Origin of the sequence: Streptomyces agglomeratus, from assembly GCF_001746415.1 — a bacterium.
In the GTDB taxonomy this organism is placed as follows: Bacteria; Actinomycetota; Actinomycetes; order Streptomycetales; family Streptomycetaceae; genus Streptomyces; species Streptomyces agglomeratus.
This window is the reverse complement of sequence record NZ_MEHJ01000001.1, coordinates 4,632,442-4,654,522: the sequence shown is the minus strand read 5'-3', so window position 1 is coordinate 4,654,522 and position 22,081 is coordinate 4,632,442. Positions and strand designations below refer to the sequence as shown.

General features: G+C 72.1%; 20 protein-coding genes and 1 tRNA gene. 6 read left to right on the top strand and 15 right to left on the bottom strand.

The annotated features are described in order from the left end of the window. Nucleotides 1–16: 16 nt before the first annotated feature. From AS594_RS20290 to AS594_RS20280, 3 genes are read right to left on the bottom strand one after another with little or no spacing between them, the layout of a single operon-like run. Nucleotides 17–766, bottom strand: coding sequence for an energy-coupling factor ABC transporter ATP-binding protein (locus tag AS594_RS20290; RefSeq protein ID WP_069932428.1), 750 nt, complete (start codon nucleotides 764–766; stop codon nucleotides 17–19). Continuing rightward, on the bottom strand, nucleotides 763–1,524 hold the full coding sequence (gene cbiQ, locus AS594_RS20285) for a cobalt ECF transporter T component CbiQ (RefSeq protein ID WP_069932429.1): 762 nt from the start codon (nucleotides 1,522–1,524) through the stop codon (nucleotides 763–765). Before cbiQ ends, AS594_RS20290 begins: the two co-directional genes overlap by 4 nt. 1 nt (nucleotide 1,525) lies before the next feature. After that, nucleotides 1,526–2,602 carry an energy-coupling factor ABC transporter permease gene (locus AS594_RS20280; protein WP_069935185.1) on the bottom strand — a complete coding sequence of 359 codons (1,077 nt, stop codon included), beginning with the start codon at nucleotides 2,600–2,602 and terminating at the stop codon, nucleotides 1,526–1,528. Between the two features lie 158 nt (nucleotides 2,603–2,760). On the opposite strand from AS594_RS20280, the gene AS594_RS20275 reads away from it, so the two are divergent. After that, nucleotides 2,761–3,144, top strand: coding sequence for an SsgA family sporulation/cell division regulator (locus AS594_RS20275; RefSeq protein ID WP_069932430.1), 384 nt, complete (start codon nucleotides 2,761–2,763; stop codon nucleotides 3,142–3,144). 127 nt (nucleotides 3,145–3,271) lie between these two features. Here AS594_RS20275 and AS594_RS20270 read toward each other — a convergent pair whose 3' ends face one another. Together AS594_RS20270 and AS594_RS20265 are read right to left on the bottom strand one after the other, a co-directional pair. Continuing rightward, entirely contained in the window at nucleotides 3,272–5,485 is a 2,214-nt protein-coding gene (locus AS594_RS20270; protein ID WP_069928381.1) for an MMPL family transporter, read from the bottom strand. A 154-nt stretch (nucleotides 5,486–5,639) separates the two neighbouring features. Then, a complete protein-coding gene (locus tag AS594_RS20265) occupies nucleotides 5,640–6,215 on the bottom strand; it encodes a TetR/AcrR family transcriptional regulator (protein ID WP_069928380.1) in 576 nt (191 codons plus the stop codon). Nucleotides 6,216–6,349: 134 nt separating this feature from the next. Here AS594_RS20265 and AS594_RS20260 point away from each other — a divergent pair, with 134 nt between their 5' ends. From AS594_RS20260 to AS594_RS20250, 3 genes are all read left to right on the top strand, one after another. Then, complete coding sequence (locus tag AS594_RS20260) at nucleotides 6,350–10,012, top strand: S41 family peptidase (protein ID WP_240509057.1); 3,663 nt, start codon at nucleotides 6,350–6,352, stop codon at nucleotides 10,010–10,012. Between the two features lie 313 nt (nucleotides 10,013–10,325). Next, nucleotides 10,326–11,528 (top strand): NAD(P)/FAD-dependent oxidoreductase, encoded by a 1,203-nt coding sequence (locus AS594_RS20255; RefSeq protein ID WP_069932431.1) that lies wholly within the window; start codon nucleotides 10,326–10,328, stop codon nucleotides 11,526–11,528. 150 nt (nucleotides 11,529–11,678) lie between these two features. Beyond that, nucleotides 11,679–12,575 carry an RNA polymerase sigma-70 factor gene (locus AS594_RS20250; protein ID WP_069928378.1) on the top strand — a complete coding sequence of 299 codons (897 nt, stop codon included), beginning with the start codon at nucleotides 11,679–11,681 and terminating at the stop codon, nucleotides 12,573–12,575. Between the two features lie 171 nt (nucleotides 12,576–12,746). Here the strand turns inward: AS594_RS20250 and AS594_RS20245 are convergent, their stop codons facing one another. From AS594_RS20245 to AS594_RS20230, 4 genes are all read right to left on the bottom strand, one after another. After that, the gene (locus tag AS594_RS20245; RefSeq protein WP_069928377.1) at nucleotides 12,747–13,004 is read right to left on the bottom strand and encodes a hypothetical protein; all 258 of its coding nucleotides are present in this window, start codon (nucleotides 13,002–13,004) and stop codon (nucleotides 12,747–12,749) included. Nucleotides 13,005–13,113: 109 nt separating this feature from the next. Further along, entirely contained in the window at nucleotides 13,114–13,995 is an 882-nt protein-coding gene (locus AS594_RS20240) for an SDR family oxidoreductase (protein ID WP_069928376.1), read from the bottom strand. Further along, on the bottom strand, nucleotides 13,992–14,939 hold the full coding sequence (locus AS594_RS20235; RefSeq protein WP_069928375.1) for an alpha/beta fold hydrolase: 948 nt from the start codon (nucleotides 14,937–14,939) through the stop codon (nucleotides 13,992–13,994). The genes AS594_RS20240 and AS594_RS20235 overlap by 4 nt, the downstream gene beginning before the upstream one ends. Further along, a complete protein-coding gene (locus tag AS594_RS20230) occupies nucleotides 14,936–16,510 on the bottom strand; it encodes a flavin-containing monooxygenase (protein ID WP_069928374.1) in 1,575 nt (524 codons plus the stop codon). The genes AS594_RS20235 and AS594_RS20230 overlap by 4 nt, the downstream gene beginning before the upstream one ends. Before the next feature lie 132 nt (nucleotides 16,511–16,642). On the opposite strand from AS594_RS20230, the gene AS594_RS20225 reads away from it, so the two are divergent. Then, nucleotides 16,643–17,347 carry a MerR family transcriptional regulator gene (locus AS594_RS20225; protein WP_069928373.1) on the top strand — a complete coding sequence of 235 codons (705 nt, stop codon included), beginning with the start codon at nucleotides 16,643–16,645 and terminating at the stop codon, nucleotides 17,345–17,347. Between the two features lie 55 nt (nucleotides 17,348–17,402). On the opposite strand, the gene AS594_RS20220 is transcribed toward AS594_RS20225, so the two are convergent. Further along, nucleotides 17,403–18,200: an exodeoxyribonuclease III gene (locus AS594_RS20220; RefSeq protein ID WP_069928372.1), complete on the bottom strand. Its 798-nt coding sequence runs from the start codon at nucleotides 18,198–18,200 to the stop codon at nucleotides 17,403–17,405. A gap of 80 nt (nucleotides 18,201–18,280) precedes the next feature. Between AS594_RS20220 and AS594_RS20215 the strand changes: the two genes are divergently transcribed. Beyond that, complete coding sequence (locus tag AS594_RS20215) at nucleotides 18,281–18,763, top strand: GNAT family N-acetyltransferase (RefSeq protein ID WP_069928371.1); 483 nt, start codon at nucleotides 18,281–18,283, stop codon at nucleotides 18,761–18,763. Between the two features lie 160 nt (nucleotides 18,764–18,923). Here AS594_RS20215 and AS594_RS20210 read toward each other — a convergent pair. The 5 genes from AS594_RS20210 to moaC all read right to left on the bottom strand — a co-directional run bounded on the left by AS594_RS20210 (nucleotide 18,924) and on the right by moaC (nucleotide 22,047). Beyond that, nucleotides 18,924–18,997 (bottom strand) — tRNA-Ala (locus AS594_RS20210). A 60-nt stretch (nucleotides 18,998–19,057) separates the two neighbouring features. Continuing rightward, on the bottom strand, nucleotides 19,058–20,182 hold the full coding sequence (gene sepX, locus AS594_RS20205) for a divisome protein SepX/GlpR (protein WP_069928370.1): 1,125 nt from the start codon (nucleotides 20,180–20,182) through the stop codon (nucleotides 19,058–19,060). Nucleotides 20,183–20,354: 172 nt separating this feature from the next. Continuing rightward, nucleotides 20,355–20,981, bottom strand: a complete 627-nt coding sequence (locus AS594_RS20200; protein ID WP_069928369.1) for a GNAT family N-acetyltransferase — start codon at nucleotides 20,979–20,981, stop codon at nucleotides 20,355–20,357. Next, complete coding sequence (locus AS594_RS20195; RefSeq protein ID WP_079144496.1) at nucleotides 20,978–21,571, bottom strand: MogA/MoaB family molybdenum cofactor biosynthesis protein; 594 nt, start codon at nucleotides 21,569–21,571, stop codon at nucleotides 20,978–20,980. Before AS594_RS20195 ends, AS594_RS20200 begins: the two co-directional genes overlap by 4 nt. Next, complete coding sequence (moaC, locus tag AS594_RS20190; protein WP_069928368.1) at nucleotides 21,568–22,047, bottom strand: cyclic pyranopterin monophosphate synthase MoaC; 480 nt, start codon at nucleotides 22,045–22,047, stop codon at nucleotides 21,568–21,570. Before moaC ends, AS594_RS20195 begins: the two co-directional genes overlap by 4 nt. Nucleotides 22,048–22,081: the final 34 nt, after the last annotated feature.

The window sequence follows — 22,081 nt, the reverse complement described above, 5'->3', positions numbered from 1 at the left end:
ACCGGGTCGCCGGGGGTTACGCCCGCACCCGTACCGACCCCGGGTCGAACCCGAACGGCAGCTCCAGCCGGTGTTCCCGCATCACCGCGTCGTCCGACAGCAGGTCCTGCGTCCGTCCGTCGGCCACGATCACGCCGCCGCTGAGAATCACCGAACGCGGGCACAGCTCCAGCGCGTACGGCAGATCGTGCGTGACCATCAGCACCGTCACGTCCAACGACCGCAGGATGTCCGCGAGTTCGCGCCGCGAGGCCGGGTCCAGGTTGGACGAGGGCTCGTCCAGGACCAGGATCTCCGGCTCCATCGCCAGTACGGTCGCGACGGCCACCCGGCGGCGCTGTCCGAAGGACAGGTGGTGCGGCGGCCGGCCGGCGTACTCCGCCATGCCCACCCGCTCCAGCGCCGCCGTCACGCACGCCTCCAGCTCCGCGCCGCGCATCCCCGCGGCCGCCGGCCCGAAGGCCACGTCCTCGCGGACCGTCGGCATGAAGAGCTGGTCGTCGGGGTCCTGGAAGACGATGCCGACCCGGCGCCGGATCTCGGCGAGGTGCTGCCTGCCGACCGGCAGTCCGGCCACCGTCACGGAACCCGCGCCGGCCGTGAGGATGCCGTTGAGATGCAGTACGAGTGTGGTCTTGCCCGCGCCGTTGGGTCCGAGCAGCGCGACCCGCTCGCCGCGCGCGACGTTCAGGTCGACGCCGAAGAGCGCCTGGTGGCCGTCGGGGTAAGCGTACGCGAGGCCGCTGACCTCAAGAGACATCGTCATAGCGTCCATCCCAGCAGACAGACCGCCAGCGCGGACACCGGGAGCGCCGCCGCGTACGACCACTGCGCCCGCGTCGCGGTCACCTCGTCGATCACCGGCATGGTGCCGGTGTACCCCCTGCTGACCATGGCCAGATGCACGCGCTCGCCTCTCTCGTACGAGCGGATGAAGAGCGCACCCGCCGTCTTGCCCAGGACTCCCCAGTGCCGCACGCCCCGCGCCTCGAATCCGCGTGAGCGCCGGGCGATCGACATCCGGCGCATCTCGTCGGTGATCACATCGCCGTACCGGATCATGAACGAGGCGATCTGCACGAGCATCGGCGGCAGCCTGAGCCGCTGGAGGCCCAGCAGCAGCGACCGCAGCTCGGTCGTCGACGCGAGCAGCACCGAGGCGGCGACGCCGAGTGTGCCCTTGGCGAGGACGTTCCAGGCGCCCCACAGGCCCGAGACGCTCAGCGACATGCCGAGCACCTCCACCCGCTCCCCCTGGGCGACGAAGGGCATCAGTACGGCGAACGCCACGAAGGGCACCTCGATCAGCAGCCGCTTGAGCAGGTACCCGGCCGGCACGCGCGCGGCGTACGCGACCCCGCCGAGCAGCGCGGCGTACAGGGCGAAGGCCCACATCGCCTCGCGCGGCGTGGAGACGACGACGAGGACGAAGCAGAAGACGGCGACAAGCTTGCAGTGCGGCGGCAGCGCGTGCACCGCGCTGTGCCCGTGCCGGTAGAGCTTGTGCGCGTGGCCCGCGCCCATGTCAGGCAGTTTCCTTTTCCCCGGTGCGCGCCGGTGTGACGGCGACCACCGGCGGCTGCTGCCCGCGCCTGCGCCGCACCGTCCAGAAGACGCCGCTGCCGACGGCGACGGTCGCGCCGACACCGACGACACCCGCGAGACCGCCGGAGAGACGGCCGTCGGTGATGCCGCTGACGCCGTAGTCGGCGAGCGGGGAGTCGGCGGCCGCGTGCTCCTCGGCCTTCTTGTCGATGCCCTGGTCGGCGGCGACCTTCTCCAGCCCGTCGGGGCTGGCGGAGGCGTAGAAGGAGACGAATCCGGCGAGGACGATCGCGGAGGCCAGCCCGGCGCCCCACACCGTGCGGGTGGAGCGGGCGGCGACGGGAGCGGGGGCCTGGGCGGGGGCCGCGTCCACCAGCCGCCCGTCCACCAGCAGCTTGAGCGGCGCGGCGAGCCCGCGCGCGCCGTGCACCAGGTCGGGGCGTACGGCGATGACGGCGCCGACGGTCAGCGCGGTGATCGCGGCCTCACCGATGCCGATGAGGACGTGTACGCCGACCATGGCGGTCATCACCTTGCCGAGCGGTACGTCCGTCGTGCCCCCGACGGCGTAGAGCAGCGTGAAGGCCGCGGCGGCGGCGGGCACGGACACCAGGGCGGCGACGAACGCGGAGGCGGTGACCGACGAGCGGCGGCCGCGCGGGAGGACCAGCACGAGCCCGCGGAAGAGCGCGTACGCGACGACGACCGTCACCACGCCCATCACGGTGATGTTGACGCCAAGCGCGGTGAGCCCGCCGTCGGCGAACAGGATGCCCTGCATCAGCAGCACGACCGAGATGCACAGCACACCCGTGAACGGGCCGACGAGTATCGCCGCGAGCGCACCCCCGAGCAGGTGCCCGCTGGTGCCGGCCGCCACGGGGAAGTTGAGCATCTGTACGGCGAAGATGAACGCGGCCACGAGTCCGCCGAGCGGGGCGGTCCGCTCGTCCAGTTCACGGCGTGCTCCGCGCAGGCTGACGGCGACGGCGCCCACCGCAATGGCACCTGTCACAGCCGAGACAGGTGTGTTGATGAATCCGTCGGGGACATGCATGGGGAGGCTCCGCTTCCTGCGGGTGATGAACCGTTCGATGATAGTGCCCTCTTGCAAAGAGGTCGCAAGAGCGCACGGGTCACAAATAAAGCGGAGCGCGCGCCCCAAAATATGGGACATTAGAGGACATACGCCCCCCGAACCTGAGGAGCCGCCCGATGCACCCCCCCATTGAGGACCACGCACGGGCCTGCCTCGTCACGGACGGACCCCAGCGCCACGCCGTCCCCGTCGCCCTTCGCTACGACCCGGCCCGGGACCCGGGCGCCGTCCGCCTGGTCTTCCCGCCGGACGTCTCGCCCGACGGCGCCGAGAACGAATGGGTCTTCACCCGCGCCCTCCTCGAAGCGGGCATGACCCGTCCGGCCGAAACCGAGAGCGGCGATGTACGGGTGTGGCCGTGCGGCAGGGTGCAGGCGGTGATGGAGCTGCGCTCGGACCAGGGCATGGCCGTGATCCAGTTCGACCGGGCGCCGCTCCTGCGCTTCCTGCGCCGTACGCACGCCGCCGAGGAACCCGTGACCCCCGAGGTCGCCCGCTGAAAAACGGTGAGGTCCCCCTGGCCCGAAGGCCAGGGGGACCTCACCGTCGCACCGGGTCCCGTCCCCACGAGCCGGTGCGCGACCGGGGCCGCCCTCCGCTCGGGAGCGGCCCCGGAGCTTGTCGTTCCTAGGCGCGCACGAGCTCCCGCTCGTCCTCGGCGACGTCGTCGCCGAGCGCCTTGCGCAGCTGCTCGCCCTCGACGTCCACATTGGGCAGCACCTTGTCCAGCCGGCGCGGCAGCCACCAGGCCCTGTTGCCGAGCAGCGCCAGCACGGCGGGCACGATGGCCATCCGTACGACGAAGGCGTCGAAGAAGACGGCGATCGCGAGCCCGAAGCCGATCATCTTGACCATCGACTCGCTCGACCCGATGAACCCGGCGAAGACGGCGATCATGATCACTGCCGCGGCGGTGACGACACGGGCGCCGTGCTGGAAGCCGGTGACGATCGCCTGCCCCGGCCGCTCCCCGTGGACGTACGCCTCACGCATGCGGGTGACGAGGAAGACCTCGTAGTCCATGGCGAGACCGAAGACGACACCCACCATGAAGATCGGCATCATCGACATGACGGGACCGGTCTGCTCCACACCGAACAGGCCCGCCAGCCAGCCCCACTGGAAGACCGCGACCACGGCGCCGAGCGCCGCCACCACGGACAGCAGGAACCCGAGCGCCGCCTTGAGCGGGACGAGGACCGAGCGGAACACCAGCATCAGGAGCAGGAACGCGAGACCGACGACGAGCGCGAGATACGGGAGCAGCGCGTCGTTCATCTTCTGCGAGAAGTCGATGTTCATGGCCGTGGCGCCGGTGACCAGCACCTTGGCGCCGGTGTCGGACGCGATGCCGGGACCGGCGTCCCGGATCGACCGGACCAGCTCTTCGGTCCCCTCGGAACTCGGCCGGTCCTTGGGCACGACCGTGACGACCGACGTGTCGCCGGCCTTGTTCAGCGGCCCCGGCACCGTGGCGGCGACGCCGTCCATGCCCTTCACGACCTCGGTGACCCGGTCCACCGCGGCCTGGGGCCTGTCGGCTCCCTTGACATCGACGACCACCATCAGGGGCCCGTTGAAGCCGGGCCCGAAGCCGTCCGAGAGGAGGTCGTACGCCTTGCGCTGCGTCGTACTGACCGGCTGCGAACCGTCGTCGGGCAGTCCCATCTCCAGCGAGGCGGCGGGTACGGCGACGACACCGAGCCCGACCACGGCGGTGAGCAGAACGGCGACCGGCCGGCGGAGCACGAACCGCGCCCAGCGCGTACCCATGTTGGGCTTCGCAGCGGCGTCACCCGCGACAGCCTGCCGCTTGCGGGCCTTGCGGCCGAAGACCTTCTTGCCCGCGAAGCCGAGCAGCGCGGGAACCAGCGTGAGCGCGATGAGAACGGCGATGACGACGGTGCCGGCGGCGGCGAAGCCCATCTTCGTCAGCATCGGAATGTTGACGACGGCGAGCCCGACGAGCGCGATCACGACGGTCAGCCCGGCGAACACGACGGCGGACCCGGCAGTCCCGACGGCCCGTCCGGCGGCGTCCTCGGGCTCGCGCCCCTCGGCCAGCTCGGCGCGGTAGCGGGACACGATGAACAGCGCGTAGTCGATTCCGACCGCGAGCCCGATCATCATCGCGAGCGTCGAGGTGGTGGAGCCGAGGTCGAGAACATTGGCCAGCGCGGCGATGGTGGAGACACCGATCCCCACCCCGATGATCGCGGTGAGCAGCGGCAGCCCGGCGGCGACGAGCGACCCGAACGTGATGACCAGCACGATCGCCGCGACGGCGACTCCGATGATCTCGCCCGACCCGGTCTCGGGCACGGCCTGAAGCGCGTCTCCGCCGATCTCGACGGTCAGACCGGCGTCCCGTGCCTCGTCGCCGGCTTCGATCAGCGCTTCCCGGGCCTCCTCGGTCAGCTCCATGCCGCTGACCTTGTACGAGACCTGGGTGTAGGCCGTCGTACCGTCACGGCTCACGGCCTTGCCGGCGTACGGATCGACGACCGAGGCGATCTGATCGGCCCCGGCGCCGGACTTGAGCCCCTCGACCACCTTCTCCACCTCTTCGCGGTGGCCGGCGTCGGTCATCCGCTCCCCTTCGGGAGCCTTGAACACCACGCGGGCGGTGGCACCGTCCGCGGCGGCGCCGGGGAAGCGCTCTTCGAGCAGATCGAAGGCCCGCTGGGCCTCCGTCCCCGGTATGGAGAAGGAACTGGACGTGGCGGTGGACGCGGAGGCGGCGCCGACACCGGCGAGCACCAGCAGTGCTATCCACGCGAGGGCGACGAAGGGGCGGCGGCGGAAGGCGAACCGGCCCATTTTGTAGAGGAAAGTGGCCACGAGGGCGTACTCCCGGTCAGGTCGTTGGTACGAACAGGGCAGGGGTGACCAGCCCGACGACGAGAGCGGTTGCGCGTCAGGTGGAGCGTTTCTACGGGGACGGACGCCGGGCGGGGAGATTCACGGCGCCGCTGTGGTGGCTACACCGGGACCATCAGGCGGCACCCAGCGCGGGCAGCACCACGGCATCGATGTAGTCGGAGAGGAAGGCCCGGTCGGGCGACCGGCCCTCGATGAGTTCCTGGGCGACGAAGGCGCCGACCAGCATGTGCGGGACGTACCGCAGGGCGGCCGTCTCGGCGGGGATCTCCGCCCGGTCGACGGCGCGCCGCAGCATGCCGTCCAGCCCGGTGAGTTCAGGAGCGATCAGCAGTTCTCTGAGCGCCTGATGGAGATCGGGATTCTTGTGCACTGCCTGAGCGAGCCCCCGCATCAGCGCGGAGTCCTTCTCCATCTGGCAGTCGTCGCTCCGGTCCACCAGGGCATGGAAGTCGCCCCGCAGCGTGCCCGTGTCGATATCGGTGATGCACACGGGCTTGCTGTGCCGAAGCGCCCTGGCGACCAGCTCGGGCTTGCTCCCCCACTGGCGGTAGAGGGTGGCCTTGCTGGACCGCGTACGGGTGGCCACGGCGTCCATGGTCAGACCGTCGTACCCGACTTCGCGCAGGAGATCGAGGACAGCCTCGTACAACTCGCTCTCGCGCTCGGGCGTGAGCCGCGTACGCGCCATACCGATCACCTCCTGCCGAACGAAACCGTTTCGTACACCTCAACGCTACGCCCCGACACAGCGAAACGAAACCGTTTCGGTGGTGTTCTGCGCCACAAGTTGCCGCGCCCCCGCCCTGCGGAAAGCATTGGGGGGTGAGCGACGCACCCGGGTCCGTCGGCCCGCAAGAGACCACACCCACCGAGCCCCTGGGCGCGGAGGGCATACCCCCCGACGACGCGAACACCCCCGCCGCACACCCCCCGACCCCGGAAGCCGAGGCGCCGGGGCGCACCACCCCACCGCACTCCACGGTGCCGGGAGGGGACGTGCCGGGGCGCTCCCCGCAGGGCGCCGAACGCGACCACCCCGAGGGAAACGCAGCGGTAGCCGAACGTTCGATACCCGAGGAGACGCCCCGGCGCGGCACCGACCCCGGCGCCCCGGGCCGGAACGCCCCCGAAGAGGCCGCGGCCCCCGGCGGCACCCCCGCGTACCTCCGCTTCCCCCACCTCCACGGCGACCTCCTCTGCTTCGCCGCCGAGGACGACCTCTGGGTGGCCCCGATCGTCCCGCCCGGCAAGCAGCCCGACCGCGCCTGGCGCATCACCGTCGACCGTACGAAGGTCTCGCACCCCCGCTTCTCCCCCGACGGCCGCCACATCGCCTTCACCACCTGGCGCAGCCTCGACCCCGAGGTCCACCTCGCCCCCGTGGACGGCGGCCCCGCCCGCAGGCTCAGCCACTGGGGCTCGCTGGACACCCGCGTCTGCGGCTGGACCCCCGAGTCGCCCGACCACCCCTCGCACATCCTCGCCGTCGCCTCCCACGGCCAGCCGTTCTCGCACTACTCCTGGGCGTACACCCTCGCCACCGACGGCAGCCCCGGCGCCAAGCTGCCCTGGGGCCCGGTCTCCGACATCGCGGTCGCCGACATCGAGGGCGAGCGCCGTACGCTCCTGCTCACCGGAAAGCCCCCGCACGAGCCCGCGGCGTGGAAGCGCTACCGGGGCGGTGCCACGGGCCGCCTGTGGCTGCACGGCAAACAGCTGCTTCCCGAGCTCGACGGACACCTCGACTGTCCGATGTTCGTGAACGGCCGCATCGCGTTCCTGTCAGACCACGAGGGCGTCGGGAACCTCTACTCCTGCCGGTACGACGGCACGGACCTGCGCCGGCACACCGACCACGACGCGTTCTACGCCCGGCACGCCTCCAGCGACGGCGCCCGCGTGGTCTACCAGTGCGCGGGCGACCTCTGGCTGGTCGACGACCTGTCCCCCGGCGCGAAGCCGCGCCGCCTCGAAGTCCGCCTCGGCGGCCCCCGCGCCGGCCGGCGCAAGTACCACGTCCCCGCGGCGGCCAACGTGGACGGCCTCTCGGTCGACACTACGGGCCGCGCCAGCGCGGTGGTGGTCCGGGGCAGCCTGTACTGGCTGACCCACCGCGACGGCCCGGCCCGCACGATCACGGACGTACCGGGCGTACGGGCCCGCCTGCCCCAGATGCTGGGCGGCGGCGGCCAGGTCGCGTACATCACGGACGCGGAGGGCGAGGACGCGATCGAGATCGCGTACCTGCCGCGCGCGAGCGGCGACCGCGCCCCGCGCCGCCTGGCGTCCGGGAAGCTCGGACGCGTACACGAGCTGGTTTCGGACCCGGAGGGCGAGCGGCTCGCGATCGCCTCGCACGACGGCCGGCTGCTCCTGGTGAACACCCTCACGCAACCGGAAGGCGAAGCCACGGAGGCCACCGGAACCACCGGGACCACCGAAGCCACAGAGGCCCCCGGGAGCACCGAGGTCACCGAACTGACCCGGTCCACCAACGGCCCCGTCCGCGACCTGGCGTTCTCCCCCGACGGCGCCTGGCTGACCTGGTCGCACCCCGGCATCGGCCGGTCCCTGCGCCAGATCAAGATGGCGAAGATCGAGACGAAGCAGATCATCGAGGTCACCAACGGCCGCTTCGAGGACGAGAACCCCGTGTTCACGAGCGACGGCCGCTACCTGGCCTTCCTCTCGTGGCGAGGCTTCGACCCGGTGTACGACGTCCACACCGGCGATCTGTCGTTCCCTCTGGGCTGCCGCCCCTACCTGGTCCCCCTCTCCTCGGCGACGCCGTCCCCCTTCGCGCTGTCCGCCGAGGGCCGCCCGGCGGCGGGCGGTCTGGACCCGGTGGAGGGCGAGGACGGCGAGACCACGGACAGCACGGCGGTACTGGTGGAGGTCGAGGGTCTGCCGAACCGGGTGACGCCGTTCCCGGTGTCCGCCTCCAAGTACTCGGGACTGCAACCCGTCTCCGGCGGCGGCCTGGTCTGGCTGCGCTGGCCGATCTCGGGAGCGCTCGGCGAGACGTTCGCCAACCCGGCGGACATGTCGGGCCGCCCGACGCTCGAACACTTCAACCTCACCAAGGCGCGTAAGACGGAACTGGTCGACCACCTCGACTGGTTCGCGGTGAGCGGCGACGGGACACGGCTGGTGGTGATGGACGAGGGCGAGCTGCGCGCGGTCCCCGCCACCGAGTCCGGCGACACCGACACGACGGTCTACCTGGACCTGCGCCGCATCCTCCACCAGGTGGACCCGGCGGCGCAGTGGCGGCAGGCGTACGCGGAGGCGGGCCGCATCGTACGGGCGTACTTCTGGGAGCCGCGCATGTGCGGCATCGACTGGGACGCGATCCTCGACCAGTACCGCCCGCTGCTCGAACGGGTGGCCACACCGGACGAGTTCGCGGACCTGCTCCGCGAGGTCCTGGGCGAGCTGGGCACCTCGCACGCGTACGTCGCCGCCGCGCGCCGCAACGAGGGCCCGCCGCACTACCAGCGGGCGATGGGGCTGCTGGGCGCGAACTTCGTCTGCCGTGACGGGCAGTGGCTGGTACGCCGCATCCTCCCGGGCGAATCGTCCGACTCCAAGGCGCGGTCGCCGTTGGCCGGTACGGGCATCCGGGAGGGCGCGGTCCTCACGCACGTGGACGGCCGGCCGGTGGACCCGGTGGCGGGCCCCTCCCCGCTCCTCGCGGCGGCGGGCGGTACGACGGTGGAGCTGACGTTCAGGCCGGCGGAGGGCGGGTGCCCGGCCCGCCGCGTCGCGATCGTCCCGCTGATCGACGAGCGGCCGCTGCGCTACCAGGACTGGGTGGCCAAACGCCGCGAAGTGGTGCGCGAGTTGAGCGGCGGCAAGTGCGGCTACCTGCACATCCCCGACATGGGCGGCTCCGGCTGGGCGCAGTTCAACCGCGACCTGCGGATGGAGGTGTCGCTCCCGGCGCTGATCGTCGACGTACGGGGCAACGCGGGCGGCAACATCAGCGAACTGGTCGTCGAGAAGCTCACCCGCACCATCATCGGCTGGGACCTGACGCGGGACGCGGAGCCGGTGTCGTACGCCTCGAACGGTCCCCGGGGGCCGGTGGTCGCGCTGGCCGACGAGGCGACGTCGTCGGACGGCGACATGATCACGGCGGCGTTTAAACTCCTCGGCCTGGGCCCGGTGGTGGGCCAGCGTACGTGGGGCGGCGTGGTGGGCATGACGGGCCGCCACACGCTCGGCGACGGCACGGTGATCACGGTGCCGATGAACGCGGCGTGGTTCGACGCGTACGGCTGGGCGGTGGAGAACCACGGCGTGGCGCCGGACATCGAGGTGCTGCGCACGCCGCTGGACTGGGCGGAGGGGCGGCACGCCCAGCTGACCGACGCGGTCCAGGTGGCGCTGGACCTCCTGGCGGAGCGCCCGGCGGCCACTCCGCCGACGTACGAGAACGTCCCGGACAGGACCCGCCCGCCGTTGCCGCCGCGCGCCCACTGAAGAAGCACGGCCTGGGCCGGACGCGGGGTGCCGCACCCCGCGTCCGGCCCCGCCGGGCTGCGGTACGGCCGCCGGCTCCGAACGCTCGATCACGGCCGTCCCGCACAGACGCCTTCCGGCACGGGCTCCGTCCGCACGGGCGCCGACCCGCACGGGTTCCGTCCCGCACAGGCTCCGACCCGCACAGTCTCCTTCCCGCACAGGCGCCCGGCCGTCTGCGAACAGACTCGCGCAGTGACCTGCGCCACAAGCTGTCACAGCGACCGGCCGTGCGGTGTCTTGTGCCCGAAGACCCGCGAATGAAGGAGTCACCATGACGAACAACACCGAGGTGGTCGTGATCGGCGGCGGATACGCCGGCGTCATGGCGGCCAATCGCCTGACGCGGCGCGACGACGTGACCGTCACGCTGATCAACCCGCGCCCGACCTTCGTCAACCGGATCCGCCTGCACCAGCTGGTGGCCGGGTCCGACAGCGCGGTCGTCGACTACCGGGAGGTCCTGAGCGAGCGCGTCGCGCTGGTGGCCGACTCCGTGGCCCGGATCGACTCGGCCGGCCGCAGCGTGACGCTGGCGTCGGGCAGCACCGTCGGCTACGACTACCTGGTGTACGCCGTGGGCAGTGGCAGCGCCGACCCGGCTGTGCCCGGGGCCGCGGAGTTCGCCCACCCGATCGCCACCTTGGAGGAGGCGGAGCGGCTGCGGCCGGTCTTCGAAACCCTGCCCGCGACGGCCGCGGTGACGGTCGTCGGAGCCGGTCCGACCGGCATCGAGACCGCCGCCGAACTGGCGGAGGCGAACCGCGCCGTGACGCTGGTCTGCGGAGGGGGGCTCGGGCCGTACCTGCACCCCCGGGGCCGGCGCTCGGTCGCCAAGCGGCTGGCCGGGCTCGGTGTGACCGTGGTCGACGGCCCCGACACGACGGTGACGGCCGTGACCCGCGACGCCGTGCGGCTCGCCGACGGCCGGGAGCTGCCGAGCGCGTTGACCGTCTGGACCGCCGGATTCGGTGTGCCGGACCTGGCCGTCCGCAGCGGGCTGAGCACGGACGCCCTGGGCCGGCTGCGTACGGACGAGACGCTGACCAGCGTGGACGACGTACGCATCGTCGCGGCCGGCGACTCGGCGGCGCCGTCGGGCCTGCCGCTGCGGATGAGCTGCCAGGCCGCGATACCGCTGGGCGCGCGGGCCGCCGACACGGTGCTCAGCCGGATCGCGGGAAAGCAGCCCTCGCCCCTGAACGCGGTGTTCGCCGGTCAGTGCATCAGCCTGGGCCGGCGCGACGGCATCTTCCAGTTCGCCCGCAACGACGTCGCTGTGTGGTTCAACATCGACGGCCGCCCCGGCGCGAAGCTCAAGGAGTTCGTGTGCAAGGGCGTCGTCAAGCAGCTGGCCGGTGAGGGGGACAAGCCCGGTTCGTACCGCCTGCACCTCACGCCCGGAGGCGCCCAGCGCCAGGAGCTGCTGCGGGCCGGGCGCGACGCCGCGCCGGCCACCGCCGAACGGACAGCCTGAACGGACAGCCTGACGGGCAGGCGCGGCCGATCGCACCGGGCGGGTGGGGCAGGATCGAACGGCTGCCGGAGAAAGGGACCTTGCTGTGGATGCACGCACGAAGGCGGGAGTCGGCGCCCAGGGGCGGCCGCGAAGGAGAGGAGCCGGGGCATGAGCGACCACGCCACCGACCCGGCGACGGAGAGCTTCGTCGCCCACCGCAACCTGCTCTTCACCGTCGCCTACGAGATGCTCGGATCGGCGGCCGACGCCGAGGACGTCCTCCAGGAGACATGGCTGCGCTGGGTCAAGGCCGACCTGGACCAGGTGAGCGACCACCGCGCCTATCTGGTCCGGATCACGACCCGGCAGTCGCTCAACCGGCTGCGCACCGTGAAGCGCCGCAGGGAGGCGTACGTCGGCCAGTGGCTCCCCGAGCCGATGCTCACCGCGCCGGACGTGGCCGACGACGTCGAACTCGCCGAGAGCGTGTCGATGGCGATGATGCTCGTCCTCGAAACGCTGTCGCCGACCGAGCGCGCCGTCTTCGTGCTGCGCGAGGTCTTCGACGTCGGTTACGACGAGATCGCCGCCGCCGTCGGCAAGAGTCCGGCGGCCGTGCGCCAGATCGCGCACCGCGCCCGCCGGCACGTCGACGCCCGCCGCCCCCGCCGGGCGGTCTCCCCGAGCGTGGTCGGCGCGGCGCTGGAGTCGTTCCGGCGCGCGCTCGAAACGGGGGACCCGCAGGGCCTCCTCGACGTGCTCGCCCCGGATGTCGTCATGGTGAACGACGGCGGCGGCATCAAGCAGGCGGCGCTGCGGCCGATCACCGGCGCGGAGAAGGTGACCCGCTTCGTGATCGGGGGTCTCGGCAAGACCAAGGCGCCGATCACCCTGGCGCCCACCGTGGTCAACGGCAACCCGGCACTGCTCGTACACCTGGACGGCGAGATCGACGGCATCATGGCGGTCCGGGTCGAGGACGCCGGCATCACGGGCCTCTACTACGTCCGCAACCCCGAGAAGCTGACGCACGTCGAAGCCGAGAACCCGCTCACCCTGCGATGAATCCCGCTGGCGAGCGGCCACTTGGGGACCCGGCGCGGCCGCCCACCGGTAACCCGCGCCACCGTGGCGGCTCCCGCCCGCCACGCGAAAGGGCGCACCCGGCGGCAAGCCGGATGCGCCCTTCCTCAGCACCGCGCACGGGGCAGCGCCCCGCACCGCATCGCCGCGCGGTCAGGCCCGGTAGCGCTCCGGGCCCTCACCCATCTCGTCGTCCAGCATGTCCTGGCGGCCCCGCTCCGGCTCCACACCAAGGTCCCGGTCCTCCCGGGCCCGACGCAGTCGCTCCGACGCCTCGTCCTGCGCACCGCGCGAGGACGGGTCGCCCTGCGCACCGCGCGAGACCGGAGCGCCCTGCTTGCCCTGCTTCGCCTGCTTCGCCTGGTCCGCGAGCTCCTGCGCCTTGTCCTTGAACTGGTCCTTGATGCCCATGAGGTTCACTCCTACGGGGGTATGAGGGAAGGGAAACGGGGCGGCGTATCGTCGCCCCGCTGAGCCTCGACCAGACTGACACGACCGGACATTCAACGCATTTCGATCACTAACGCTGCGTACGCGCCTTCTCGTCCGCCTCGCCGCCCGCGCCCACCAGCCCTGTGGAGACCCCCGCCAGCCGTGGCTCGAAACGCTTCATCTCCCGCTGCCCCACGGCGCCGATGACCGTCGGCAAGTACCCCCGAACGGACTGCATCCCGCGCAGCCACCACTGCGCGTACACATGCGAGGAGCGCCGTTCGATCCCGGCGACGATCCGGTCCACCGCCGGACCGAGCGGGTACGTCCGGTTCGACGGCCACGGCAGCCGCTGCCGCAACTCCCGCATCACGTCGTCCTGGTCCGCGCCCCGCACCATGTCCGTGTCGGTCCACGACAGGTAACCGACCCCGACCCGCACCCCGCGGTACCCGACCTCGGCCCGCAGCGAGTGCGCGAACGCCTCCACGCCGGACTTCGAGGCGCAGTACGCCGTCATCATCGGCGCCGGCGTGATCGCGGCCAGCGACGCGATCTGGAGGAAGTACCCCCGGCTCTCCATGAGCACGGGCAGGAACGCCCGCCCCGTCACCGCCCCACCGATCAGGTTGACCTCGATGACCCGCCGCCAGGCGACCGGATCGGAGTCCACGAACGGCCCCCCGGAGGCGACCCCCGCGTTGGCGACGACGATGTCGACCTTCCCGAACCGTTCCTTCACCTCCCGCGCGACCTGCGCCATCGCCTCGTGGTCGGTGACATCGGCGTACCACCAGTGCGCCTCGGAGTGCAGCCGCTCCGCCACCTGCTTCAGCTCGTCCGGCTCCAGGCCGACCAGCGCCACCTTCGCGCCGCGCGCCGAGAGCTTGCGCGCCAGCAGCTCGCCCACCCCCCGCGCCGCGCCCGTGACGACAGCGACCTGCCCCTCAAGACTGCGCCTGCTGTTCATACGGCCTGCTCCTTCTCTGCTTCGCCGACCGAGGCCGGGACGACGACGTACGCGTTCACCAGTTCCCGCAGCTTCGCCGTGACGGTCTCCGGCGCCTCGACCGGTGTCATGTGTCCGACACCGGTCAGCTCGGTGAGTCCCAGCGAGTCCGGCAGCGCGGCGGCGATCTCGCGGGCGAGCACGGGCGGTGTCAGCCGGTCGGCGGTCCCCGCGACGACTGCGGTGGGTACGGTCAACTCCCGTACGCCCGAGCTCAGATCGAGCTCCCCGAGCACGTGCGACCAGGCCACCCGCGCCGCGCGCGGACAGGCGTGGACGATACGAGCACACTCCGCCACCCGCTCCGGCGACGCCCCGGGCCCCATCGTCGCGTACTTGAGAATCGCCTTCGAGAGCGCCGTGACCGGCCCCAGCGGAGCCCGCGCCCCCAGCACCGCGCGGGTCATCCGCGTCCGCAGGCGCCCCGCCCGCATCGGCAGTACGAGCGACTCGGCGACCAGCCGCGAGCTGCCCGTACTGCACAGCAGGACGGCGGCCGCGTGCTCACGGAACCCCGGCCGCCCGGCGGCGGCCATGATCGTCATGCCCCCCATGGAGTGCCCGGCCAGTACGGCCCGCTCCCCCGGCGCCAGCGCGGCGGCGAGCACCGCTTCGAGGTCGTCGGCGAGGGCTCCGGTGCTGTAACCGTCAGGCCCCGCGGCCGGGGAACGCCCGTGGCCCCGCTGGTCGTAGACCACGACCCGGTACTCACCGGCGCCGGCCAGCTCACGTATCTGCGCCGACCAGAAGAGCGTCGAGCAGGTCCAGCCGTGCGCCAGGACGAGCGCGGGGGCGCCCTCGGGTCCGTACACCTCGACGTGCAGGCGCGACCCGTCGGCGGAGACGGCGGTCAGTTCCCGCGTGGCGACGAGCGGCACGCCCGCGGCCTTCATCAGCCGGCTCACGCGACGGCCTCCGCGGTCCCGGCCCCGGCGGCGGCCGCACGCGCGACCCCGGCGGCATCCGCGTTGCCGGCCCCGCCCCCGTCCGCGTCCCCGTCCCCGGCCCGCGCCCGGACGACTTCGTACTCGGCGAGGTTCACCGCCCGCGTCGCCCGCCGGAACTCGCTCGGCGTGCCCGGCCAGATGGTGGTGTTGCGACCGCTCGCGTCCAGGTACCAGCTGTCGCAGCCGCCCGTGTTCCACACGGTCCGCTTCATCCGGTCCTGCACCCGCCGGTTCCACGCGTGGACCGCCGAAGCCCGCGCCCCGAGCGCCGCCCGGCCGCCCAGCACCTTCAACTGCCGCAGGTAGTCGGCCATGTAGTTGAGCTGGGACTCGATCATCAGGATCATCGAGCTGTTCCCCAGCCCGGTGTTCGGCCCGATGATCGTCATCCAGTTGGGGAACCCGGCCGCCGTCGCACCGCGCAGCGACTCCATCCCGTCCTTCCACGCCTCGGCGAGCGTGATGCCGTCCGCGCCGACCACCCGCTCGGCGATCGGCATGTCGGTGACGCGGAAGCCCGTACCGAAGACGATCGCGTCGACCTCGGCCTCGGTCCCGTCGGCCGCCACGACCGTCGAGCCGCGCACCTCCCTGAGTCCCGAAGCCACCACGTCCACATTGCGCTTCGCGAGCGCCGGGTAGTAGGAGCTCGACAGCAGGATGCGCTTGCAGCCGATCCGGTACGACGGTGTGAGCTTGGCCCGCAGCGCCGGGTCCTTGATCGCCTTGGTCATGTTTGCCTTGGCGAGCGCCTCGACGGCCCCCAGCTGGTTGGGGTGCTTGGTGAAGGCCGTGACCTGCAACTCCCGTATGCCGAAGAGCAGTCCGCGCCGCGCCTTCGCGGTGAACGGCAGCTGCCGGTGCAGCCAGCGCTCCGGCCCGGTGATCGTCCGGTCCATGCGCGGCATCACCCACGGCGCGGTCCGCTGGAAGAGCGTCAGCTTCGCCACGTCGGGCTGGATCGACGGCACGATCTGGATCGCCGAGGCGCCGGTGCCGATCATGGCGACGCGCTTGCCGCGCAGGTCGTAGTCGTGGTCCCAGCGCGCCGAGTGGAACACCTTGCCGGGGAAGCCGTCGAGCCCCGGGATGTCCGGGATCTTCGGGTCCGACAGCGGCCCGGTCGCCGAGACCACCACATCGGCGGTGATCGTGCCGCGCGCGGTCTCGATCTCCCAGCGCAGCTCGTCGCCGTCCCAGCGCATCATCTCCACCTCGTGGTTCAGCCGGATGTGCGGCCGCAGCCCGAAGGTGTCGGTGACGTGCTCCAGGTACGCCCTGATGTGCTCCTGGCCCGAGAAGGTGCGCGGCCAGTCGGGGTTGGGCGCGAAGGAGAACGAGTACAGGTGCGACGGTACGTCGCAGGCGCAGCCCGGGTAGCTGTTGTCCCGCCACGTGCCGCCCACCGCGTCGGCGCGTTCCAGGACGACGAAGTCGGTGATCCCCTCGCGGCGCAGCCGGACGGCTGCGCCCAGGCCGCCGAATCCGGATCCGATCACCGCCACTCGTACGTGCTCGTGCTCGGCCATGCCGACGCCTCCCGCGATCCCACGACTCTGCCAGCAATCACTGGCACGATTCGGAGAGTAGAGCAGCGGCGTACTGATGGGTAGGGGTCGGACGGCATTAGGTTACCGGCGGTAGAACATAGGCTTTCTCCCGTGGACAAAGCCGCAGGAGCCCGCGAGTACCGCACGGAGGACCTGGCCAGGGAGGCCGGCATCACCGTGCGCACCCTGCGCTTCTACCGCGAGCGCAAGCTGCTGCCGCCACCGCGCCGCGAGGGCCGTATCGCCTGGTACGACGAGCGCCACCTGGCCCGGCTGCGCACCATCGCGGCGCTGCTGGAGCGCGGCCACACCCTGAACGGCATCGCGGACCTGACCGCCGCCTTCGAGAGCGGCCGCGACGTCGGCGAGCTGTTCGGCGTCGGCGACGTCGCGGCCGCCACCTGGACCGAGGAGACGCCGGTCCGCCTCACCCCCGAGGACCTCGCCGACCACTTCGCGGGCGAGGTCACCGCGGAGAACCTCGCCGCGGCTCTCGACCTCGGCTATCTCGCCACCGACGGCGAGGAGATCATCCACATCAGCCGCCGCCTGCTGGACGTGTCCGCGGCCCTGGTGCGCGAGGGCGTGCCCCTGGCCGCCGTGCTCCGAGCGGGCCGGGAGGTGCGCAAACACACGACGGCGATGGCCGAGATCTTCGCGGACATGGTCCGCTCCCACCTCAAGGAGGAGCCGCCGGGCAGCGGCTCGCAGGGCGCCGCCCCCCTGGAGCGCCTGCGCCCGCTCGCCAAGAGCGTGGTCGAGGCGGAACTCTCGATGGCCCTCGACCGCCTGGTCAGGGCCGAGAAGGACGCCTAGCCCGCGACCGGCCCCCGGTCGCGGCCCGCACCCTCGGCGCCCGGCGCCCCGCCGCTCAGCGCGCGAAGACCGTCGTCACCGGCGCGTGGTCCGACCAGCGCAGGTCGTACGCGGCCGCCCGCTCGACGTACGCCTTGACCGCCCGGCCGGCCAGCCCCGGCGTCGCCACCGCGTAGTCGATGCGCCATCCCGAGTCGTTGTCGAACGCCTTCCCCCGGTAGGACCACCAGGTGTACGGGCCCTCCTGGTCCGGATGCAGCGCGCGCACCACGTCGACGTACTCCGCCTCCGCGAACACCCGCGTCAGCCACTCCCGCTCCTCCGGCAGGAACCCGGAGGACTTCCGGTTGGCCTTCCAGTTCTTGAGGTCGGCCTCCTGGTGGGCGATGTTCCAGTCACCGCACACCAGCACCTCGCGCCCGTCCGCCGCCGCGCGCTCCTTCAGGCCCTTCAGGTACGGCAGGAACTCGTCCATGAACCGCACCTTCTCGTCCTGCCGCTCCGTACCGACCTCACCGGAGGGCAGGTACAGGCTGGCCACCGTGACCCCCGGCAGGTCCGCCTCGACGTACCGTCCGCTCCCGTCGAACTCCGTGCTGCCGAATCCGACCCGTACCCGCTCCGGCTCCCGCCGCGTGTAGAGGGAGACGCCCGCCCGCCCCTTGGCGGCGGCGGGGGCGTGCACGACGTGCCAGCCCTCGGGCTCCCTGACCTCGGCGGGGAGCTGCTGCGGTTCGGCCCGCACCTCCTGGAGGCAGATCACATCGGCCGGGGTTTCCGCCAGCCACGGCACGAAGCCCTTCTTGGCAGCGGCGCGCAGGCCGTTAACATTCACGGTGGTCACAGTGAGCATCCCGGCACAATACAGACACCGGAACCGGCCACCGGAATGCGTCCACCGCTCGGACTCCGCATAGAAGTACGCTGACTCGCATGAATATACAGATCGCCTCGTACGACCACCCCGACGCCGTGAAGCTCGAAGCCGAGGTGCAGCAGGAATACATCGAGCGCTACAACGGCGAGGGCGACACGACCCCGCTGGACCCCGCGATGTTCCGGCCACCGGGCGGCCTCTTCCTCATCGCCTACGACGACCGGGACCGTCCCGTCGCCACCGGCGCCTGGCGGGCCCTGGACGAGAACGGCGAGGGCTACGCGGACGGCGACGCCGAGCTGAAGCGCATGTACGTGATCCCCGCTTGCCGGGGCCTCGGCCTGGCCCGGCGCATCCTGGCCGCGCTGGAGGACGACGCCCGCGCGGCCGGCCGCGTCCGGATGGTCCTGGAGACGGGCACCCAGCAGCCGGAGGCCATCGCCCTGTACACGTCGAGCGGTTACGCCCCGACGAAGAAGTTCGGCCACTTCCGGGAGTACGAGGACAGCCGCTGCTTCGCCAAGCCGCTGGCGCCGTAGGGAACGTGACGCCCCTCACCGTCGAAATGCGCGGCGGCCCGGTCGAGTTCGGGCGACGGTGATCCGCATCACCATCGGGCCGGAGCCCGCCCGCGGCGCGACGGCGTACGACGCCAAAGAGCCCCAGCCGGATCTCTCCGACTGGGGCTCTGAGCTGCGGTGGACCTGTGGGGATTTGAACCCCAGACCCCCTCGATGCGAACGAGGTGCGCTACCAGACTGCGCCACAGGCCCTTGCAACGAGTGAAACTTTAGCACCTCGATCGGGGTGCTCGGTAATCCGTTCCGCGCAGGTCACTCGTTGACCGCCCGCGGCCGGTCCCCGTCCTCGTACTGGTCGAAGAGCGGCGTGCGGCCACGGCCCCGGTCGCGGCGGGATGGGTTGGCGCGGCGGCCCGCGGGCGGGTCGGCGGCGGGCTGGGCCTCGGGCGCCGGCGTCGGTTCGGCGGTGCTCGAACGGGCCGAGCTCCAGGTGCCGGGGTCGCCGAAGTCCACGCTTCCGGTGGCGCGCGGCGCCACGGGAGCGGTGACGTACGTCGGCAGCGGGACCGGGACCGGGTCCCAGCTCTCGCCCCGGGCCGCGCCCCTTTCACGCTCGCGCTGCTGGTCGACCCACTCGGCGTGGTCCGTCTGCTCCACCAGCGCGCGGCGGCCCGCCTCCTGCGGCGAGACCGCGGGCGCCGGTTCGGGCTCGGGGCGTACGACAGGCTCCTCGTCCGGCTCCGCGGAGGCTGGCCGGCGGCCCGGATGCGGGCGGCGCTCGCGCAGGCGCTGCGCCGCGGCTTCCGCCCGGCGCCGGTCCATGGTGAAGGCGAAGCGCCGCCGCTCGGTGGCCCGCAGATGCACGATGTACGTGCTCAGCAGCACGGCGGGGACAGCCGGGGCCCAGAGGAACCGCAGGCCGCCGACCGCCGCGACGATCGCGCCGAGCGTGAAGGCGAGGAAGAGGATCACGGTGGTGCGCCTGCGGCGCGCGAGGACCTTCGAGCGGCGGGCGCGCTCGGCGGCGGCGCTCGCGGTGCGCACCCGCCGCTCCTCCCGCGCGCTCTCCCGGGCCTTCTCGCGCGCGTCCTCCTGGGCGCTCTCGCGTGTCGGCTCCCGCACGTCCTCCCGCGCGGCAGGACGCTCGGTCGCCTGGGTCGGGGGCACGGCGAAGGCCCGGACGTCGACGGAACTCAACCGGTCCGTGACGGCGTCCGGGTCCACGTCGGGCTCCACCTCGGCCCCGGCGCGTTCCTGTAGTTCCCTGGCGTATCGGCGCTCCATTGCCGCCCGTCCGGACAGCAACCGGATGGCTGTGCTGAAGCGTTCCGTCGGACGCGCCTCGTTGAGCTCGTCCTGCCTGCGGAGCCACATCGGCACCAAGTAGGCGGCCCAGGCCCCGACAATGACTGCGTAAATCAGGCCGCTGCTGCTCACACCCCACACCGTAGAGGGCTTCGCACAAGGCCATCCGCCAATTGAGCCGGTGTGTCGCACGATCTGGCTGATAACTCGAACTTTTTTGTGACTGATCGGATCAACAGGCTGCTTTACAGGTCCTTTTTGCGTCCTTTTGCAATCAGCGGCCGGTTAATATCGAACACTCATTTCATTTGTGGGAGGTGCCGGGTCGTGCCTGGTGCCAGCGGTTCAGCAGCCCCTCGGGCACTTCCTCCGCCGTGAGCGCGTAGACCAGATGGTCACGCCACCCACCGTCGATGTGGAGATATCGGGGTCGCAGCCCTTCCTGGCGGAATCCGAGCTTTTCCACGACCCTGCGGCTGGGCGTGTTCTCGGGGCGAATACAGACCTCGATGCGGTGCAGACCGACGTGACGGAAACAGTGGTCGACCGCGAGGGCGACCGCCGTCGGCATGACGCCGCGGCCCGCGACCTCGCGGTCCACCCAGTAGCCGACGTGCCCGGAGCACATGGACCCCCAGGTGATCCCGGCCACCGTCAACTGGCCGACCAGCTCACCCCGGTACTCGATGACGAAGGGCAGCATCCGGCCGGCGTTCGCCTCTGAGCGCAGGTGGCGCACCATCTGACGGTACGTGGGGCGCTGCGCCACCGGGCCCGCCGGTGCGGGCGGCGGGATGGTCGCCTCCCAGGGGCGCAGCCACTCGCGGTTGCGCCGGTTCACCTCGCGCCAGCTCCGCTGGTCGCGCAGCCTTATCGGGCGGAGGGTGACATCGCCGTCCACCAGCTCGACGGGCCAGGACGAAGCGTTCAGCTCTGGCTCCCCGGCAGGGGGGACCCGGAGCCGGACCCGGGGTGGTCGCCACCCCTGATCTGGTCCACGGCGTGGAGCAGGAGGCGTTCCAGGACTGCCAGCCCGTCCCGTACGCCGCCGGTGGAGCCCGGCAGATTCACGATCAGCGTGCGGCCCGCGACGCCCGCGAGCCCCCGGGACAGCGCGGCGGTCGGGACCTTCCCGCGGCCCTCGGCGCGGATCGCCTCGGGGATGCCCGGGATGTCGTAGTCCAGGACGCGGCGGGTGGCCTCGGGTGTGCCGTCGGTCGGCGAGATGCCGGTGCCGCCGGTGGTCAGGATGACGTCGTACGCCGCGGCGACGCCTGCCCGCAGGGCCTGCTCCACCGGGTCGCCGTCGGGAACGACCTGCGGCCCCTCGACCTCGAAGCCCAGGCCGCGCAGACCCTCGGCGAGGATCGGGCCGCCCCGGTCGGCGTAGATTCCGGCGGAGGCGCGGTTGGAGGCCGTCACCACCAGGGCGCGGCGCGGCGGCTGCGGCGCGGCGGCGGGCGCGGGCTGCGCCGCCGGCTCGTGGCTGTGGCTGTGGACCTCGCCGGCGCGGGGGCTCATGCCCGGCTCCAGTCGCCGGACTTGCCGCCCGTCTTCTCCTCGACCCGTACGTCGGTGATGACCGCGCCCTTGTCGACCGCCTTCACCATGTCGATCACGGTGAGCGCGGCCACCGTGACGGCGGTCAGGGCCTCCATCTCGACGCCCGTACGGTCCGTCGTACGCACCGTCGCGGCGATCTCGACGGCGTCGTCGGCGACCGTGAGGTCCAGCTTCACGCCGGAGAGCGCGAGCGGGTGGCAGAGCGGGATCAGGTCGGGCGTGCGCTTGGCGCCCATGATGCCCGCGATACGGGCCGTGGCGAGGGCGTCGCCCTTCGGGACTCCCTCGCCGCGCAGCAGCTCGACGACACGCGGCGCGACCAGGACGCGCCCGGTGGCGCGGGCGGTGCGCGCGGTGACGTCCTTGCCCGAGACGTCGACCATGCGGGCCGCCCCCGCCTCGTCGATGTGCGTGAGCCGTTCGTGCGTACTCATTACGTGTTGCGCTCCCGGTCAGGGCCTGTGAGGG

Coding starts and splice junctions, on each gene's coding strand:
- AS594_RS20275 (WP_069932430.1), top strand. CDS start 2,761: ATGCACCCCCCCATTGAGGACCACGCACGGGCCTGCCTCGTCACGGAC.
- AS594_RS20230 (WP_069928374.1), bottom strand. CDS start 16,510: ATGGCCGAGCACGAGCACGTACGAGTGGCGGTGATCGGATCCGGATTC.
- AS594_RS20255 (WP_069932431.1), top strand. CDS start 10,326: ATGACGAACAACACCGAGGTGGTCGTGATCGGCGGCGGATACGCCGGC.
- cbiQ (WP_069932429.1), bottom strand. CDS start 1,524: ATGGGCGCGGGCCACGCGCACAAGCTCTACCGGCACGGGCACAGCGCG.
- AS594_RS20250 (WP_069928378.1), top strand. CDS start 11,679: ATGAGCGACCACGCCACCGACCCGGCGACGGAGAGCTTCGTCGCCCAC.
- AS594_RS20280 (WP_069935185.1), bottom strand. CDS start 2,602: ATGCATGTCCCCGACGGATTCATCAACACACCTGTCTCGGCTGTGACA.
- moaC (WP_069928368.1), bottom strand. CDS start 22,047: ATGAGTACGCACGAACGGCTCACGCACATCGACGAGGCGGGGGCGGCC.
- AS594_RS20220 (WP_069928372.1), bottom strand. CDS start 18,200: ATGCTCACTGTGACCACCGTGAATGTTAACGGCCTGCGCGCCGCTGCC.
- AS594_RS20245 (WP_069928377.1), bottom strand. CDS start 13,004: ATGGGCATCAAGGACCAGTTCAAGGACAAGGCGCAGGAGCTCGCGGAC.
- AS594_RS20195 (WP_079144496.1), bottom strand. CDS start 21,571: ATGAGCCCCCGCGCCGGCGAGGTCCACAGCCACAGCCACGAGCCGGCG.
- AS594_RS20290 (WP_069932428.1), bottom strand. CDS start 766: ATGACGATGTCTCTTGAGGTCAGCGGCCTCGCGTACGCTTACCCCGAC.
- AS594_RS20215 (WP_069928371.1), top strand. CDS start 18,281: ATGAATATACAGATCGCCTCGTACGACCACCCCGACGCCGTGAAGCTC.
- AS594_RS20240 (WP_069928376.1), bottom strand. CDS start 13,995: ATGAACAGCAGGCGCAGTCTTGAGGGGCAGGTCGCTGTCGTCACGGGC.
- AS594_RS20265 (WP_069928380.1), bottom strand. CDS start 6,215: ATGGCGCGTACGCGGCTCACGCCCGAGCGCGAGAGCGAGTTGTACGAG.